This is a genomic window from Hymenobacter sublimis, from assembly GCF_023101345.1.
GTDB lineage: Bacteria > Bacteroidota > Bacteroidia > Cytophagales > Hymenobacteraceae > Hymenobacter > Hymenobacter sublimis.
This window is the reverse complement of sequence record NZ_CP095848.1, coordinates 1,589,419-1,606,187: the sequence shown is the minus strand read 5'-3', so window position 1 is coordinate 1,606,187 and position 16,769 is coordinate 1,589,419. Positions and strand designations below refer to the sequence as shown.

General features: G+C 58.0%; 8 protein-coding genes and 1 pseudogene. 4 read left to right on the top strand and 5 right to left on the bottom strand.

Features of this window, described 5'->3' with window-relative positions:
- Positions 1–4: 4 nt before the first annotated feature.
- From MWH26_RS06755 to MWH26_RS06735, 5 genes and pseudogenes are all read right to left on the bottom strand, one after another.
- The gene (locus MWH26_RS06755; RefSeq protein WP_247976605.1) at positions 5–1,636 is read right to left on the bottom strand and encodes a chemotaxis protein CheA; all 1,632 of its coding nucleotides are present in this window, start codon (positions 1,634–1,636) and stop codon (positions 5–7) included.
- Complete coding sequence (locus MWH26_RS06750; protein WP_247976604.1) at positions 1,633–2,721, bottom strand: chemotaxis protein CheB; 1,089 nt, start codon at positions 2,719–2,721, stop codon at positions 1,633–1,635. Before MWH26_RS06750 ends, MWH26_RS06755 begins: the two co-directional genes overlap by 4 nt.
- 61 nt (positions 2,722–2,782) lie before the next feature.
- Positions 2,783–3,166 carry a response regulator gene (locus tag MWH26_RS06745; protein ID WP_244695839.1) on the bottom strand — a complete coding sequence of 128 codons (384 nt, stop codon included), beginning with the start codon at positions 3,164–3,166 and terminating at the stop codon, positions 2,783–2,785.
- A 47-nt stretch (positions 3,167–3,213) separates the two neighbouring features.
- Positions 3,214–3,740, bottom strand: a pseudogene (locus MWH26_RS06740) (chemotaxis protein CheW).
- Between the two features lie 70 nt (positions 3,741–3,810).
- The gene (locus tag MWH26_RS06735) at positions 3,811–8,184 is read right to left on the bottom strand and encodes a methyl-accepting chemotaxis protein (RefSeq protein WP_247976603.1); all 4,374 of its coding nucleotides are present in this window, start codon (positions 8,182–8,184) and stop codon (positions 3,811–3,813) included.
- Between the two features lie 330 nt (positions 8,185–8,514).
- Between MWH26_RS06735 and topA the strand changes: the two genes are divergently transcribed.
- The 4 genes from topA (at position 8,515) to MWH26_RS06715 (ending at position 16,692) form a co-directional block, all read left to right on the top strand.
- A complete protein-coding gene (gene topA / locus MWH26_RS06730; RefSeq protein ID WP_247976602.1) occupies positions 8,515–10,989 on the top strand; it encodes a type I DNA topoisomerase in 2,475 nt (824 codons plus the stop codon).
- A gap of 214 nt (positions 10,990–11,203) precedes the next feature.
- Positions 11,204–11,995, top strand: a complete 792-nt coding sequence (locus MWH26_RS06725) for a DUF4846 domain-containing protein (protein ID WP_247976601.1) — start codon at positions 11,204–11,206, stop codon at positions 11,993–11,995.
- 79 nt (positions 11,996–12,074) lie between these two features.
- The gene (locus MWH26_RS06720; RefSeq protein WP_247976600.1) at positions 12,075–12,767 is read left to right on the top strand and encodes an SIR2 family NAD-dependent protein deacylase; all 693 of its coding nucleotides are present in this window, start codon (positions 12,075–12,077) and stop codon (positions 12,765–12,767) included.
- Between the two features lie 196 nt (positions 12,768–12,963).
- Positions 12,964–16,692 (top strand): outer membrane protein assembly factor, encoded by a 3,729-nt coding sequence (locus tag MWH26_RS06715; RefSeq protein ID WP_247976599.1) that lies wholly within the window; start codon positions 12,964–12,966, stop codon positions 16,690–16,692.
- Positions 16,693–16,769 lie beyond the last annotated feature (77 nt).

Here is a 16,769-nt window from a genome sequence, read left to right as displayed (position 1 = left end):
TGAGTTACGGTCGTTTGGCCAGAAATAGTCGAGTTAGGGCCGGCACATCGAGCACCAGGCACACTTGCCCGCTTCCCAATAAGGTAACGCCCCCAAACAAGTCAATGGTATCCAGCGGTTTACTCATGGGTTTTACCACGATATCCTGCTGGCGTAAAAACCGGTCGACTATCAAGCCCAGCCGGCGGTTACTGTAGTTGACAATGATTATGTCTTGACGACCATGTAGATCAGCTTTGGTAGCGGGCGCTAGCGGTCCGTCACCGTTATGCAGCAAGCGGCGTAGCGACACGACCGGAACGTTTTCGTCCTGAACTCGGGTCAGTAGCACGCCTCCTACTACGTTGAAATTTTCCGGCAGCAAGGATACCACCGAATCAGTATGCATAAGCGGAATAGCGTAGTTACGCTGGTCCAGTTGAAAGAGTAGCGCTCCTTTTACGGCAATGGAAGTGGGTAGCACTAGCGTAAAGGTGGTTCCTTCCCCTAGTACTGAATCCACACGCAATTGGCCGCCCAAGGAGTCAATGGCCAATTTCACTACATCCAGCCCCACACCGCGCCCCGATATTTCGGTTACTTCCTGGGCCATGGAAAAGCCCGGCTCGAACAGAAAACCACGTACGGCATCATCATCGAGGTTAGCAGCCGTAGCGGCCGGTACCAAGTCGCGTTCAATGGCTTTGCGCCGAACGCTTTCCACGTTAATGCCGCGGCCATCGTCGCGCACCTGAATCAGCACATCGTCGCGTTCCGTCTGGGCCGACAACGTCAGGTGGCCTTGGGCACTTTTGCCGGCCGCCTCCCGCTCTTCCGGAGTTTCTAGGCCGTGCCCAATGGCGTTGCGCACCAGATGAAGCAGGGCGTCGGTAATGATTTGCAGGATGTTGCGGTCAATCTGGATGTCCTCACCCACTACCGTTAGCTCAACGTCCTTCTTTTCCGTGTTGGCCACGTCGCGCACCACCCGCGGAAATTTGTTGAATAGGGAACCGACACCTACCAAACGGGCGTCCATGACGCTGTATTGCAGTTCGTCGGCAATGCGTGAGAGGTGAGCGGCCGCCGCTGCCAACGCCGGATTACCGATTTCCTGGCTGAGCGTCAGCACCCGGTCCCGGTCGATGGTCAGCTCGCCCACTAGGTTAAGCAGGTGGTCAAGCTTGCGGATTTGAATGTAGACCAGATCCGAAAGCTCCAGCTTACGGCTAGCGTCCTCTTCATCCTCGGGGCCGGATTCCAGAATAGGCTCCTCACCGCGCACCAGACGGTCCAGGTTTTCCAGCAGTTGCTCTACTTCCGGCAGCGCCTCATCCTCACCAACGGCGCGAATCATTTGGCCGATAGTGTCAATCCCCGTGAATAAAACGGGTACTACTGATCCAGTAAAGGTTTTCTCCCGGCTGCGAATAAGCCCGAAGATGGTTTCCATGTGGTGGGCTAACTCCCCGATGGGGTTGTAGCCCATAGCCCGCGCATTGGACTTGAGGTTGTGCATGAGCCGAAATAGCTCATTCAGTGCTGGCTCGTCGGTCGGATTACGCTCTAACTCGCTGATATGACGGCTCATGGCGTCGTAATATTCGAGCGCCTCGGCCATGAAAATTTCGCGGTACTCCTGCTCCCTTGACTTCATTGCGCCTGCACGGGTTGAGAGAGGAAGGAAGAACGCCCCCGACGCGCGGTGGTTCCGGGCTGCACGTGGCGCACCAAGAAGTCGGCAATGTGCGGAAGGGGTAGCACAGCAGATGCCAGACCGGACTGGATGACCGATTTGGGCATCCCAAATACCGCTGAAGAAGCCTCGTCTTGGGCTACAACCGTGCCGCCGTGCTGACGGATGGCGTGAGCTCCAGCGGTTCCATCGTGCCCAAGCCCGGTCAGGACTACGCCCACCACATTACGGCCCACGGCCCGGACAACGGAGTGCATCAGAATGTCCACGGAAGGTACATCAAGACCAGGCTCCTCCACAAAATCAGTTTGCCAGCCAACCCAAGGGCTATCCATTACCGACCGCACAACTAAGTTACGCCCACCCGGCGCAACCAGAACACGCCCTGGCTCCAGGCGCATGCCGCTAGTAGCAGCCATGACGGGTAGTTGGGTGGCCCGCCGCAGACGCTCCACTAGTGTATCGGTGAAAGATTCAGGCAGGTGAACGGCCACGAGCACGGCCCAAGGAAAACCCAGCGGCAACTCCCGAAGCAGCGCCTCAACTGCGGGGGCCCCACCCGTTGATCCTCCAATGACTACCACCCCGCGCGGAGGTAAGGGCACCGCCGTGCGGCGCAGAATGACCGACGGTTCTACTTTGGGGACGGGAACTGAGGAAGGCTTGGCAGCTAGCAGCTTACGACGTAAAGACATGCGCCACTCAGCCAATTCACTACCTGTCCCCAGAGGAGGCGTAATGTAATCGTACACCCCTAGCCGCGCAGCCTCGCGCAGCATGCCGGGTAGGGGCGCTTGAGCGCTATACAGCAGTACAGGGACCGAAAAGTGCCGTTGCAGCTGCTCCAAGCCTAATAACTGATTCTCACTTATGAGCACTACCCCCGGCCGCAAACGCCGCGCCATGGCGGGCAGCTCGTCAGTAACCACGGCAGCGCCTACTACCTCCAGTTCAGGATCGGTATGCAAGAGCCGGGTGACTTCCGTGCGCACAAACGTGGGCAGGTTGCCAAGCAATAAGGTGAGAGGAGCAGTTAGAGCGGACACAAGAAAGAAAAGCAGCTACTACGAGAGGCGGACTTTATTTACCGCGTGGGGTGGGCTAAAACTACTCTTGCTCAGAATCAGTTTCCTGCAGGGCGCTTCCTACAATTTCCAGCACCTTCTCCTCCGAGAAAGGCTTAACGATATAAGCGGTAGCCCCGCTTTCCAGTGCTTCGTTTACAATAACCTCCTGGCCTACTGCTGAGCACATAACTACTTTTACCTCAGGCTGCTCCTGGCGGATGCCCTTTAACACGTCAAGGCCGGTATTGTCGGGCAGAATCACGTCGAGCGTAATCAGGTCAGGCTTCGTTGCCAGCGCCATTTCCAGTGCTTGCTGCCCATTTGCGGCTTCTCCCACTACCTCATAGCCGGCGTCGGTAAGCATGTTCTTGAGCATCGTGCGCATGTAGAAAGAGTCGTCGACGATGAGGATGCGGTTTTTCATGGAGAAAGTAAGAAGGAGGAAAACAGGAGCTGAACAATACGTTTGGACTAGGCCTTTGTACGGCTGCCCGCGGCGGAAGATTCCGCTTTAGGCTGCAACTGCATGATTTCGGAGGGGGTAAGCAGTTTCAGCATATCGAGCACCACGATGATGCGGCCATCGACCTTGGCAATTCCCTCAATGTATTTGTCGTGAATGTTGATGTCCTGAATAAACTCCGGGGCCTTTTCAATGATGGACACGGGAATAGACAAGGGCTGGGGCACTTCGCGCACCATGATGCCAATGGTATACTCTTTGGCTTCAATGGCCATTGTGTATGACATGGCAGGCATCTCACCCTGGCTGGACCGAAGCTTGAATCGCTCTTCCAGGTCAATGATGGCAATAATATCGCCGCGCAGGTTGGCAATTCCCTTGACGAAGGGGGGGTTTTAGGCATACGGGCAATTTCAGGGGTAATGGTTACCTCCTTCACTTGCTCGATGCGAATCCCATACTCTTCTTCACCCAGGCGGAAAACAATCAGCTGGATGATAGGGTCCTGTTTGACGTTCTTTTCGGACTCAGGCATGCCTGAAAAAGTAGCGCGGATCCCAGGCCACCCGGTAGGGGCAGCCTGGGGGCGCGGTTAGAGAAAATGCTTACTTGTTCTTGCTCTTAGCCGTCCGAGCCTTCGAAGGTGCCGGGGCATCAGCTGACGGCTGGGGCGCCTCTTTCTTGCGGTCCTTACGGCGGCGGTTATCTTTTACCACAGGTGAGGCAGACTGATCAGCAACGGCCGTTTCTGCCGGAGCAGCGGGAGTGGCCGCAGCGGCCCGGCGCGACGTTTTGCGGGCGGTAGCTGGGGCTGATTTCTCCGTTGTAACAGCTGACGCGGTGCCCCGACGGCTGGGCCGGGTAGCGGGTGCGGCAGCAGGGGCAGCCGGAGTAGAGCGGCGCATCAGCGGCCGCCGACGAATTGGTTCTGGCTCCGGCTCGGGCTCCGGCTGCAAGTCTTCCATCAGCTGGAAGGCGGACAGGCCAAGCTGTAGGTCGTCGGCAATGTCGGTCAGGTTCTGGCTGCTGGTGGTCAGCTCCTGCATGCTCGTGGAGAGCTGCTTGGCGGTGCTGGCTACCTGCTGGGTACCGGAGGCCGTTTGCTCGGCAATGGCTACTACTTCTTCTACGTACTTTACCACGTCGCCAATCGAGGTTTTCTGTACCTCGGTGGCCGTTAGAATGTCACGGGAAGTGCGGAGCGTTTCGCCGCTGCTGGTGGCAATGTTCTTAAAGGCCGAACTGGCTTCGAACGTAGCGTTCTTACCCTTGAGTACTCGGCCTTCCATGGTGCTAATTGCCGTAGCGGCCGAGGTCGTATCTTTCTTAACGTCTTCTACCAGGGTAGCAATTTCACTGGCCGACTTACGAGAGCCTTCGGCCAGCTTGCGGATTTCTTCGGCTACTACCGCGAAACCACGGCCGGCTTCCCCGGCGCGGGCTGCTTCGATAGCGGCGTTCAGAGCCAGCAGGTTGGTTTGCGAGGCAATGTCGGTAATAACGCCCAGCGACTTGCTGATTTCCTGGGACCGAGTGCTTAGTACTTCAATGGTTTTGGAGGTCTGGGCGGCTGCCGAGCTGATTTCCTCCATGTTTTTTACCACTTCCGCTACCGTCTTCAGACCCAACTGGGAGGTTTGCTCACCAAGAATAGCGGCTTTGATACCAACATCGGCTTTGCCAGCCGTTTCCTTGGTAGCCTGCATAATCTCCTCGATCAGCTTGAAGGCTTGGTCGGTCTTGAGAGCTTGGTTCTGCGCACCTTCGGCCATCTGCTGCATGGCTAGGGCCACGTCAACCGTAACCCGGCTCATCTCCTGCCCTTTCACCACCATTTCCTCCGACGATTCCCCTACAATCTGCGAGGACTCGTTAATCTCGCCGAGCAGTTCGTTGAGGTTGTCTACGGCGAGGTTCAGAGCGTCGGCCATGGCGCGGATGTCGCCGGTGGTTTCGATTTCTACCTGCTGCTGCAGGTCGCCTTCCGAAATGGCTCGTACCACGCGGCTTACTTCCAGTACCGGGGAGGCAATGGATTCAATAAGAGCGTTCAGCGTATCCACCAGTTCTTTCCAGGAGCCCGACACGTCCGTTACCGTGGCGCGTTCCGTCAGCTTGCCTTCGCCACCCGCTACGCGAGCCACGCGGCTTACTTCCGACGCCAGACGGTTCAGGTCGTCCACCATGCGGTTGATGGTTTCGGCCAGGTCGGCTACCTCACCCTTGGCATCCAAGGTCAGCTTCTGGGTCAAGTCACCCTGCGATACGGCCGTTACTACCTTCACAATACCCCGTACCTGCGTGGTGAGGTTGGAGGCCATGGTGTTTACCCGGTCGGTCAGTTCCTTCCATACCCCGCTTACGCTGGGCACGTTGGCCTGGCCGCCGAGGCGACCTTCCGTACCTACTTCTAGTGCCACGCGGGTTACTTCGCCGGCGAAGATGTTCAAGGAGTCCACCATAACGTTGATGTTGTCCTTGAGGTCGAGCAGCTCGCCTTTTACGTCTACCGATACCTTCTGGCTTAGGTCGCCGCGGGCTACGGCGGAGGTTACGTTGGCAATGTCTCGTACCTGGGAGGTCAGCGAGGCAGCCATGGTGTTTACGTTGTCCGTCAGGTCCTTCCAAGTGCCACGCACATTCGGTACTACGGCCTGACCACCGAGGCGGCCTTCCGTGCCTACCTCGCGGGCCACGCGGGTTACTTCGTCGCCGAACGTGTTCAGCGAGTCCACCATTTGGTTCAGGTTTTCTTTCAGCTGGAGCAGCTCGCCGCGTACGTTTACCGTTACCTTCTGGCTTAGGTCGCCGCGAGCTACGGCGGTGGCCACGTTGGCAATGTCTCGCACCTGAGAGGTCAAGTTCGAGGCCATCGTGTTTACGTTGTCCGTGAGGTCTTTCCACGTACCCGAAACGCTGGGCACATTGGCCTGACCACCCAGTATACCCTCGGTACCTACTTCGCGGGCTACGCGGGTAACCTCGCCGGCAAAGATGTTGAGCGAGTCCACCATCTGATTGAGGATGTTCTTCAGGTCGAGAATCTCGCCTTTCACATCCACCGTCATCTTCTGGGTCAGGTCACCTTTGGCTACGGCGGTTGCCACGTTAGCAATGTCTCGCACCTGCAGCGTCAGGTTCGAGGCCATCGTGTTTACGTTGTCCGTCAGCTCTTTCCAGGTTCCACCAACGCGGGGCACTACAGCTTGGCCACCGAGCTTACCCTCCGTACCTACTTCACGCGCCACGCGGGTTACTTCGTCACCGAAGATGTTGAGCGAGTCCACCATCTGATTGAGGATGTTCTTCAGCTCCAGGATTTCTCCTTTCACATCCACGGTCATCTTCTGGCTCAAGTCGCCGCGGGCTACAGCGGTAGCTACGTTAGCAATGTCTCGCACCTGCAAAGTCAGGTTCGAGGCCATGTAGTTCACGTTGTCGGTCAGTTCTTTCCATACACCCGCGACGTTAGGCACGCTAGCTTGGCCGCCGAGCTTGCCCTCGGTACCTACCTCCAGCGCCACGCGGGTTACTTCGCCGGCGAACAGGTTGAGCGAGTCCACCATCTGGTTCAGGTTCTGCTTCAGCTGTAGCAGCTCGCCCTTTACGTCTACCGTAATCTTCTGCGACAAGTCGCCTTTGGCTACCGCAGTAGCTACGTTGGCAATGTCTCGTACCTGCAAGGTCAGGTTCGAGGCCATGTAGTTTACGTTGTCGGTCAGTTCTTTCCACACGCCGGCCACATTCGGTACTACGGCCTGGCCGCCAAGGCGGCCTTCCGTACCTACTTCCTGGGCCACGCGGGTTACCTCACCGGCGAACAGGTTGAGCGAGTCCACCATCTGGTTCAGGTTCTGCTTCAGCTGCAGCAGCTCGCCCTTTACGTCTACCGTAATCTTCTGGGTCAGGTCGCCTTTGGCTACCGCAGTAGCTACGTTGGCAATGTCTCGCACCTGCAAGGTCAGGTTCGAGGCCATTGTGTTTACGTTGTCCGTCAGCTGCTTCCATACCCCGCCTACGTTAGGCACGCTGGCTTGGCCGCCTAGTTTGCCCTCCGTACCTACCTCCTGGGCCACGCGGGTTACCTCGCCGGCGAACAGGTTGAGCGAGTCCACCATCTGGTTCAGGTTCTGCTTCAGCTGCAGCAGCTCGCCCTTTACGTCTACCGTAATCTTCTGGGTCAGGTCACCCTTAGCTACTGCAGTAGCTACGTTGGCAATGTCTCGCACCTGAGAGGTCAGGTTCGAGGCCATATAGTTTACGTTGTCCGTTAGTTCTTTCCAGATGCCACCCACGTTTGGTACCGAAGCCTGGCCGCCGAGCTTACCCTCGGTACCTACTTCCTGGGCCACGCGGGTTACTTCGCCAGCGAATAGGTTCAGGTTGTCGATGGTCTTGTTGATGGTTTCGGCCATCACCTTGAAGTCACCTGACACCGGAATCTGGAAGGTTTCGTCCAGGTTTCCTTTGCTGATGTTCTTCAATACTTTACCTACCTCCAACACCGGCACGGCAATGCTATCCACTAGGCCGTTGATGTTGTTAATCATGTCGCGCCAGAAGCCAGCGGCATTATCGGCTGAGGCCCGGGCTTTGAGGTTACCCTCAACCCCGGCCACCTTCGAAATGCGCGACACCTCACCGCCTACCCCACCAATCATCTCCACCATGGAGTTGTAGGCTTCGGCAATTTCCGCGAAAATGTCGTCGTTCTGCTTCGTTAGGCGCACCGACACGTCGCCCTTCTTAAAGGCGTCGAGGGCGTAGAGCACCCGGTTAAGCTGGTCGTTGATATAATCCGGGTCCTGGGCCGTATAGCTTACGGAGCTAGCTGCTCCCCGCTTGCGGGTGAGGTTGCTGCTCTGTTGCACCGGACCAGTACCATTATCGGCCGAGTCAGTGACGAGGGTTGATTCTTCTAGCGTGTCCGGAGCGGCGGGAGCCGGGCGGTTGTTTCTGGGCGTCTTAGCTGAAGCCATAAACTGGGTATGGTGGCGAAACCTGCCGAAGCAAGGCGAGGCACAAACGGAACCCCAGATAGCAGGGTTCCAGAACGTGCAAAGGTAGCAAATAGAGTTGTCTGGTCACAATTCCTGCTAAAAACTTCAGGGTATTCAGTAACCCGCGGAATCTGAACGATTTGCCTTCCGTTGGGGTCCCTTGTATTCCTTGGTTAAGACGCCAGCTAGGCCAATATTCCTACCCGGCTACTGCTGCGCCGGATTATTCCAGCATCTTTGCGGCAAAATTCAACTTTTGCGCTGTCCCGACCGTTTCCTACCGAAACAAGCCTAGCGTATCCCACCCCTATGGTCAAAAATCTAGTCATCGTCGAATCTCCTGCTAAGGCCAAAACAATTGAGGGCTATCTGGGCAAGGATTTCGTGGTCAAGTCGAGCTTCGGCCACGTCCGCGACCTACCCAAGGATAATAACGCCATTGATATTGCCAACGGCTTTAAGCCTACCTATGTGGTATCGGCTGATAAGCGGGAGATAATCAGCCAGTTGAAGAAGTTGGCCAAGGAGGCCGAAACCGTATGGCTGGCCAGTGACGATGACCGGGAGGGCGAGGCTATTTCCTGGCACTTATCGGAAACGTTGAACCTGAACGACGCCAAAACCCGGCGCATCGTTTTTCGGGAAATCACCAAAAATGCTATTCTCAATGCCATTGCCACGCCCCGGGAAATTGACCTGAACTTGGTGAATGCCCAGCAGGCCCGACGGGTGCTCGACCGGCTGGTAGGTTTTGAGCTGAGCCCCGTGCTGTGGAAAAAAGTAAAAACTGGTCTTTCCGCTGGGCGCGTGCAATCCGTGGCCGTGCGGCTAGTGGTGGAGCGCGAGCGGGAAATCAGCCAGTTCAAAACATCCTCGGCCTACCGGGTAGTAGCGAAGTTTGATGCCGGCCGCGGCGCAGTACTAGAAGCCGAGCTGCCGACCCGGTTTAAAACCCGCGAAGAAGCTGAAGCTTTCCTGGCCCGTTGCGTAAATGCGGCCTACCGCATTGATAATCTGGAGAAGAAGCCCGGCAAGCGTAGCCCCGCGCCGCCCTTTACTACCTCTACTCTGCAGCAGGAAGCCTCGCGCAAGCTGGGTTTCTCCGTAGCCCAGACCATGAGTGTGGCCCAGAAGCTCTACGAAGCGGGCAAAATCAGCTACATGCGGACCGACTCGGTGAACCTGTCGCAGGATGCGTTGGCAGCGGCCCAGGTAGCTATTACGGCTGCTTACGGCGCAGAATACGCCCAGACCCGGCAGTTTAAAACCAAGTCGGCCTCGGCCCAAGAAGCGCACGAAGCTATTCGGCCCACAGATTTTGCTTTGGTGAAAGCGGGCGCCGACTCCCAGGAGCAACGGCTCTACGATTTGATCCGCAAGCGGGCCCTGGCCTCACAGATGGCCGACGCCGTGATTGAGCGCACGGTAGCAACCATCAGCATCAGTACCCAGCCGGGGGTAGCCCTTACGGCCACGGGAGAAGTTATTACCTTCGAAGGCTTCCTGAAGGCGTATGCCGAGTCGAAGGACGACGAGGAGCAGGACGGGGAATCGTCGTTCTCGCGCGGGCTGCCGCCCCTGAGTGTCGGCCAGGAGCTGCCCCTGCAGCAACTGCGGGCTACGGAACGCTACGCCGCCCCTGCCGCTCGCTACACGGAAGCCTCGCTGGTAAAGAAGCTGGAGGAAATGGGTATCGGCCGGCCTTCTACCTACGCGCCGACCATCAGCACCATTCAAAAGCGCGGCTATGTCGAAAAAGACACTCGTGAGGGTAAGGAGCGCAAGTTTCACGTGCTGACGTTGGAGGGCGACACGGTGAAAACGGAAGTAAAAACCGAAACCTACGGCGCCGATAAGGCCAAGCTGTTTCCCACGGATACGGCCATGGTGGTCAATGACTTCTTGGTAGAGCATTTCCCCGTCATTGTGGACTATCAGTTCACGGCGAAAGTGGAGGATGAGTTTGACCGGATTGCCGACGGCCAAGAGCAGTGGACGGACATGCTGGCCGGTTTCTACACCACGTTTCACGAGACGGTGGAGCGCGGCCAGGACATTGAGCGCAGCACGTTAGGAAGCACCCGCGAAATTGGCGTGCACCCGGAAACGGGCCAGAAACTAACGGCACGCCTGGGCCGTTTTGGTCCCTACGTGCAGATCGAGCCCAAGGAAGGCTCGGAGGAAAAGGCTGTGTACGCCAGCCTGCGGAAAGGTCAGTTTATCGAGAGCATCACGCTGGAAGAAGCGCTGGAGCTGTTCAAACTGCCCCGCATCGTGGGCCAGTTCGAGGAAAAGGACATGACGGCTGCCCTAGGTCGCTTCGGTCCTTACATTCGTCATGACAGCAAGTTCTACTCGCTCACCAAAGAGCAGGATCCGCACACGATTACGGCCCAGGAAGCCATTGATTTGATTGAGGCCAAGCGTAAGGCCGATGCCGAGCGTCTGATCAAGCAGTTTCCCGAGCGCGAGGACGTGCAGATCCTGAATGGCCGCTTCGGGCCCTACATTGTGGTCGGCAAGAAAAACGTCAAGATTCCCAAGGGCGAAGAGCCGGCCGAGCTGACCCTGGAACGCTGCCTGGAACTAGCCGACGCTACCCCCGATAAGCCAGCTAAAGGCGGCCGCTTCGCTAAAAAAGCGGCACCAGCAGCTGATAAGGAAGACAAAGCAGACAAGCCGGCGCGCAAAGCGCCCGCTGCCAAGAAGCCCGCGGCCAAGAAACCAGCGGCGAAAAAGCCTGCTGGCACTGCCGCCAAGAAAGCCACTGGCAAAGTGAAGTAAGCGGTGATTACTACATAAAAGGCCCGGCTGGATTCAGTCGGGCCTTTTTGTTTAACTCAGTATCCAATACAGGGTACCAAGCCTCGTTATATCGAATAACATAGATAGTATCAACCAAATGAAGTGTGCCTTATTACTAAGCACCTTGGCGCTGGGATGTACTACCCTGCTTCCGCCTTTTAGCGTACCTGTCTCCGAGCCTGGGGTAGCAGCCGTGCCTGCACCGCCACCCGCGTATCCGTGGCTCCCGGTGGGGCGCTACCAAACCAACCAGACGCTGGCCGCCCGCTTTCCGCCCCCGCCCGGCTATGAGCGAACAGCTGTGCAGCCTGGTTCGTTTGCGTACTGGCTGCGGTATTTGCCCTTGCTGCCCGTCGGAACGTCCGTGCGCCTGCACACGGGTAAACTCAAGAACCGCCAAGATGTGCACGCCGCCGTGCTCGACTTGGACGTGGGGGCGCGTGACCTGCAGCAATGCGCGGATGCCGTTATCCGGTTGCGGGCCGAGTACCTATTTAGCCAGAACCCTGACCTCGTGCACTTTCACCTCACCAGCGGGCATGACATTGCCTTTCGGGATTGGTATGCCGGGCGTGGATTTCGGGTGGTGGGCCCGCAGGTAGAGCAGGTGCCAAAGGCCGCGGAAAAGCCCGACCACGCGACTTTCCGCCGCTACCTCGACCAGATTTTTACGTACGCTGGCACCCTTTCTTTGAGCCGGGAGCTACGCCCGGTACCGCTGGCCCAGGTGCAACCCGGCGACGTGCTAATTCAGGGCGGCTCGCCGGGCCATGCAGTACTGGTACTAGATGTAGCCGTGGAGCTCCAGACGGGTCGGCGCAAGGCCTTGCTGGCCCAAAGCTACATGCCCGCCCAGCAAATGCACGTGTTGAAAGCGGGTCCGCGGGTTGGTGCGGGCGCCTGGTTTTTGCTAGACCCTGAACGAGACGACGTCAACACCCCGGAGTGGACGTTTAGCCGCGACGAGTTGGGAAGGTTTGAGTAAGGACGAAGCCGATTGTACACCCGGTGCCCTAAACCCACGGGCGGCAAGTCACGTCTCTGTTTACGTAACCCTGACTGGCATGAAAAAGAAACTGGTAGCCCTAACCGGGGCAGGAATTTCGGCGGAAAGTGGACTGGCTACCTTCCGCGGCTCCGATGGACTGTGGGAAGGCCACCGCATTGAGGATGTGGCTACTCCCGAAGGCTGGGCCAAGAATCCTGGTTTGGTACTGGAGTTTTACAACCAGCGCCGGGCCGCGGCCCGCGCCGCCCAACCCAACGCCGGGCACCGCGCCTTGGTTGAGCTGGAACAGGACTTTGACGTGGTAGTAATAACGCAGAACGTAGACAATTTGCACGAGCGGGCGGGCTCCTCCCGCGTCATTCACTTGCACGGCAAGCTGTTTGAGTCGCGTAGCTCCTATTTCGACCAGTTAGTATACCCCATGGAGGCAGATCGAATTGAGCTGGGCGAGAATTGTGAGAAAGGCCACCAGCTACGGCCTAATATCGTGTGGTTTGGCGAGGATGTACCGCTGATGCAGCGCGCCATGGAAGAAACGGCCATTGCCGATGTTTTTCTGGTGGTAGGTACTTCATTGCAGGTATATCCGGCGGCCAGCCTAGTAAACTACACCCAGCAGGGCTGCCCTATCTACATCATTGACCCCAGCCAGCCCCCCGTAGCGGCACGGCCCAACCTGCACTTCGTTGTTGAACCGGCCACAACGGGCGTGCCACGGGTAGCTGCAGAACTACGCGCCCAGGCCTAGGGGAGCAAGGGGCCTGGTAACGAGGCTACCCGGTTAGCTGTTGCATTTTTGCGTTTTTAGCTGAAAGCAACATCCTGCGTCAGATTTACTTTACCCAGGTAGCCTCAGTCACGTTGCCCTTACCAGAGGGAAGTAAGAAGGAGTTATATCGGATTGCGGATTTTTGCGTAGTAGGACGTTCTACACTCCCCTCTCCATGCCCCTACGTTACACTCACGCGCTGTTAACTGGCCTGGGCCTAGTGGCCACTGCCCCGGTTTTTGGCCAATCAGTCCCGCCAGCACACTCGGTTTTTCTACTGGGTAATACCGCCTCCGCGGAGCTGCCTATCAGCCGGTTGCAGGCCCTGCGTCGTACTCTGGAGCAGCAGACTGGCCCTTTTACGGTAGTTCACCTCGGCGACATTGTGGGCAATACCGGCTTGGGTAGCCAGAAAGACTCCAGCCAAGCCAGCCAAACGGCCCGCGCCGATGCGCTAATTGCTCTAGTGCAGGGCTTGCCCAATGGCAAGCTCTACTTTGTGCCCGGTGACAAGGACTGGGCAAACTCCGGCCCCGACGGGCTAAAACGGGTACGTCGGCTGGAAAAGTACATCGAGGAAAGGCTGCCCGGCCAGAACGCTTTCGTGCCTACGGGCGGCTGCCCCAGCCCCGAAATCGTGGACGTAGCCCCTACCGTGCGCCTCGTGGCCATTAATTCCCCGTGGTGGACTCATCCCTACGACCGGCCCGAAGCCCCCGACACCGATTGCAAGACCATGACGCCGGAGGAGTTCCGGGAGCAATTGCAGGACGTATTGGATGAAACCAAGGGCCGGAATGTGCTGCTGGTGGGTCACCAGCCCGTTATCAGCAACGGCGTGTACGGTGGCCATATGCCCCTGAGTCGCCATTTGCTACCCCCGGTAGCGGGCACAGTGTACGCTGCCTACCGCCAAAACGTGGGCTCCCCCCGCGACCTGGCCAACCCGGCTTACCAGCAGTTTCAGAAGGAAATGCTGAACACGCTCAAGGACCACCCCGGCGCCGTGTACGCCGCCGCCCACGATTTCAGCCTGCAACTAACCCAGGCCGAGGGCAGCTACCACTTGGTTTCGGGTTCCTTCGTTGAAAAGCAACACGTAGGCGCCAATGCCCAGTCGCAGTTCAACGAGTCGGCTGAAGGATTCTCCAAGCTGGACTACTTTGCCGACGGCACGGTAAAAACGACGTTTTACACCTTTAACGGGGCTAGTGTTGCCGTTAAGGAAGCGTATGCAGCTACACTATTCCAATCGGCCTGCCAGCAGCCGCGCCTGCCCAACGTGCCGGTCAACAGCTTTATTCCCGAATGTCCGGGCGGGCCGGCGGGGGTAGCGGAAACCAAGCCCGATGCGCCGTTCCTGCCTACTCAAACCCTGGCCGCCGGCAAGCAGTACGCCGGCACCCGGTCCTCGCGCTTTTGGCTTGGCGACCTGTACCGCACTTCCTGGACCCAGCCCGTGCCGGTGCCAACCCTGAACCTTGCCACTGAGAAGGGCGGCTTGCGCCCCTTCGGCCGTGGGGGCGGACGCCAGACTACCTCCCTCAAGCTCATTGCGGCCGATTCCTCGGAGTACGTGTTTCGCTCCGTCGATAAGGACGTGACCCGCATCCTGCCGCCGGAACTACGCCGCTCTTTCGCCGCCGATGTGCTGCGCGACATCACGCCTACGGCTTACCCCTACTCGGCGCTGGTAACGGGCTCCTTACTCGATAAAACCGACATTCTGCACGCCCGCCCCCGACTGTTTGTCCTACCCGATAACAACCAGTTGGGCCCCTATCGCCAGGAGTACGCCGGCCTGCTTGGCACCCTAGAAGACCGCCCCGTGGACCCCAAGCCCAACCTGCCCGGCTTCGGCGGGGCCGATGAGGTGCGCCGGTCGTTCAGTTTTTTTCGCCAACTCTACAAAGACCACGACAACCGCATTGATGCCGAGAACCTGGGTCGTGCCCGGGCCTTCGATATGCTGGTGGCTGACTTTGGTAAGCACGAGGACAATTGGAAGTGGGCCGGCTATAAAAACGGTAAGAAAACGGTTTACAAGCCGATTCCGCGCGACCGGGACCAGTCGTTTACCCTCTGGAACGGGGCACTTACTTACCTGGCCAACCGGGAGTGGGCCGTACCGAGCATCGAGGATTTTCAGGCCGAGTTTCACGACTTAAAAAGCCTGAATTGGCCTGCCCGCCACCTCGACCGGTTCCTACTGCAAAGCCTAAGCCGGGAGCAATGGCAGCAGATTGGGCGCTACATGCAGGCACGCATTACGCCCGCGGCCATTGACGAAGCAACTGCCACCCTACCCGCCGAGTTGCAGGCCCTATCGGGTAATGAGTTGAACCGCAAGCTCAAAGCTCGCATCCAGGCCCTACCCCAAGCCCTGGACGAGTACTACCTGCTGCTGGCCAAGCGCGTGGACGTAGTTGGCTCCAACAAGGCCGAAGTGTTCCAAATAAACCGCCAAGCCGACGGCCGGGTACGGGTGCAGATGTTCGACAAGGCCAAGGAAGGCAATGAGCCCGACGGCCTGGCCCTGTTCGACCGCACGTTTTCGCCCAAGGAAACCCAGGAAATCAGCCTCTATGGCCTCGATGGCAAGGACACGTTTACGGTAACCGGCACGGCCAAGCGTAGCGTGCTGGTGCGCATCATCGGCGGCGACGGCAAAGACCAGATTGCCGATGACTCGCGCGCGGCAGGCCTGCGCACGCTCACAAAGGTGTATGACGTGCCCGATACCGACCTGAAGCTGGGCCCGGAAAGTGACAACCGCACCTCCACCCGGCCCGACATCAACCGCTACAACCAGGAGGAGTTCGAGTATAACACGTACAAGCCCCGGGCTACCGTCATCGTGAATGCCAACGATGGGCTGGGGGTAGGCGCTGGGGTAGATTTCGTGCGCCAGGGTTTCCGCAAGCCGGGCTTCAAAAACGTGTATTCCTTTGACATCCGGGGTTCTAGCGGCGGTAACTTCCAAGTTTCGCTGGCCTCGCGCCACCGTTACGCCTTTGGCCAATGGGATGTAGGCGCGCGTACTGAATACGGCAACTTCTTCCCCTTCTACAACTTTTTCGGGCTAGGTAACGACACTGATAAGGACCAAAGTCGCTACAACGATAAGTACTACAAGGCCCGCTACAAAGGCTTCACGCTGAACGGTTTTGCAGAACGAGTTTTCTGGCAGCGCAGCTTGTTCCGCATTGGCCCCACCTACGAGCAGTACACCTCTAACTACGCCGGCAACAGCTACTTAGGGCAGCTAGAACGCCGCAACACGACCGTACCGGACGACCGAATACCCAACACCGATTTTCAGCGCCTGCTTGGTTTAAATGCCTTGCTGGACATAGACTTGCGCGACCGGCAGAGCTTTGCTCGGCGCGGGGTGCGCCTGCGGGTGCAGCACGACACTTACCACCAGCTGAACGGCAACAGGGGCAATTTCGGCCTGACCCAGGGCTTTGCCGAATACTACGGCACGGCGCGCCTGGGCATTCCGGTAACGCTAGTAGTAAAGGGTGGCGGCGGCCGCAACTACGGCAACGACGACGATATTCCCTTCTACAAGTTCACCAGCCTGGGCCTGCGCGAGAACCTGCGGGGCTACTACCGCAACCGCTTCACCGGCGACGCCAGCCTTTACTTAAACACGGAGCTGCGCCTAGCCCTAGGGCGGGTGCAAACCTCTTTTCTGCCCTTTTCCTACGGTGTATTTGGGTTCTACGACCGGGGCCGGGTGTACTTTAAAGGCAGTTCGCCGGATGGCTGGCACAGTGGCTACGGAGCGGGCTTCTACATCGCGCCCGTTTCAGATCAGTTGGCTTTGTCGGTATCGTATCAAAAATCACCGGAAAATGGCCTGATACAGGTGGACTTGGGCTTCCGCATTGATAACTAACAGGTTGCCCCCTCTAAGGCGCATCCTGTTCCAAGAAAGGACGGGACACGCTTTGCTTGTTAGCTGGCCCTAATGAC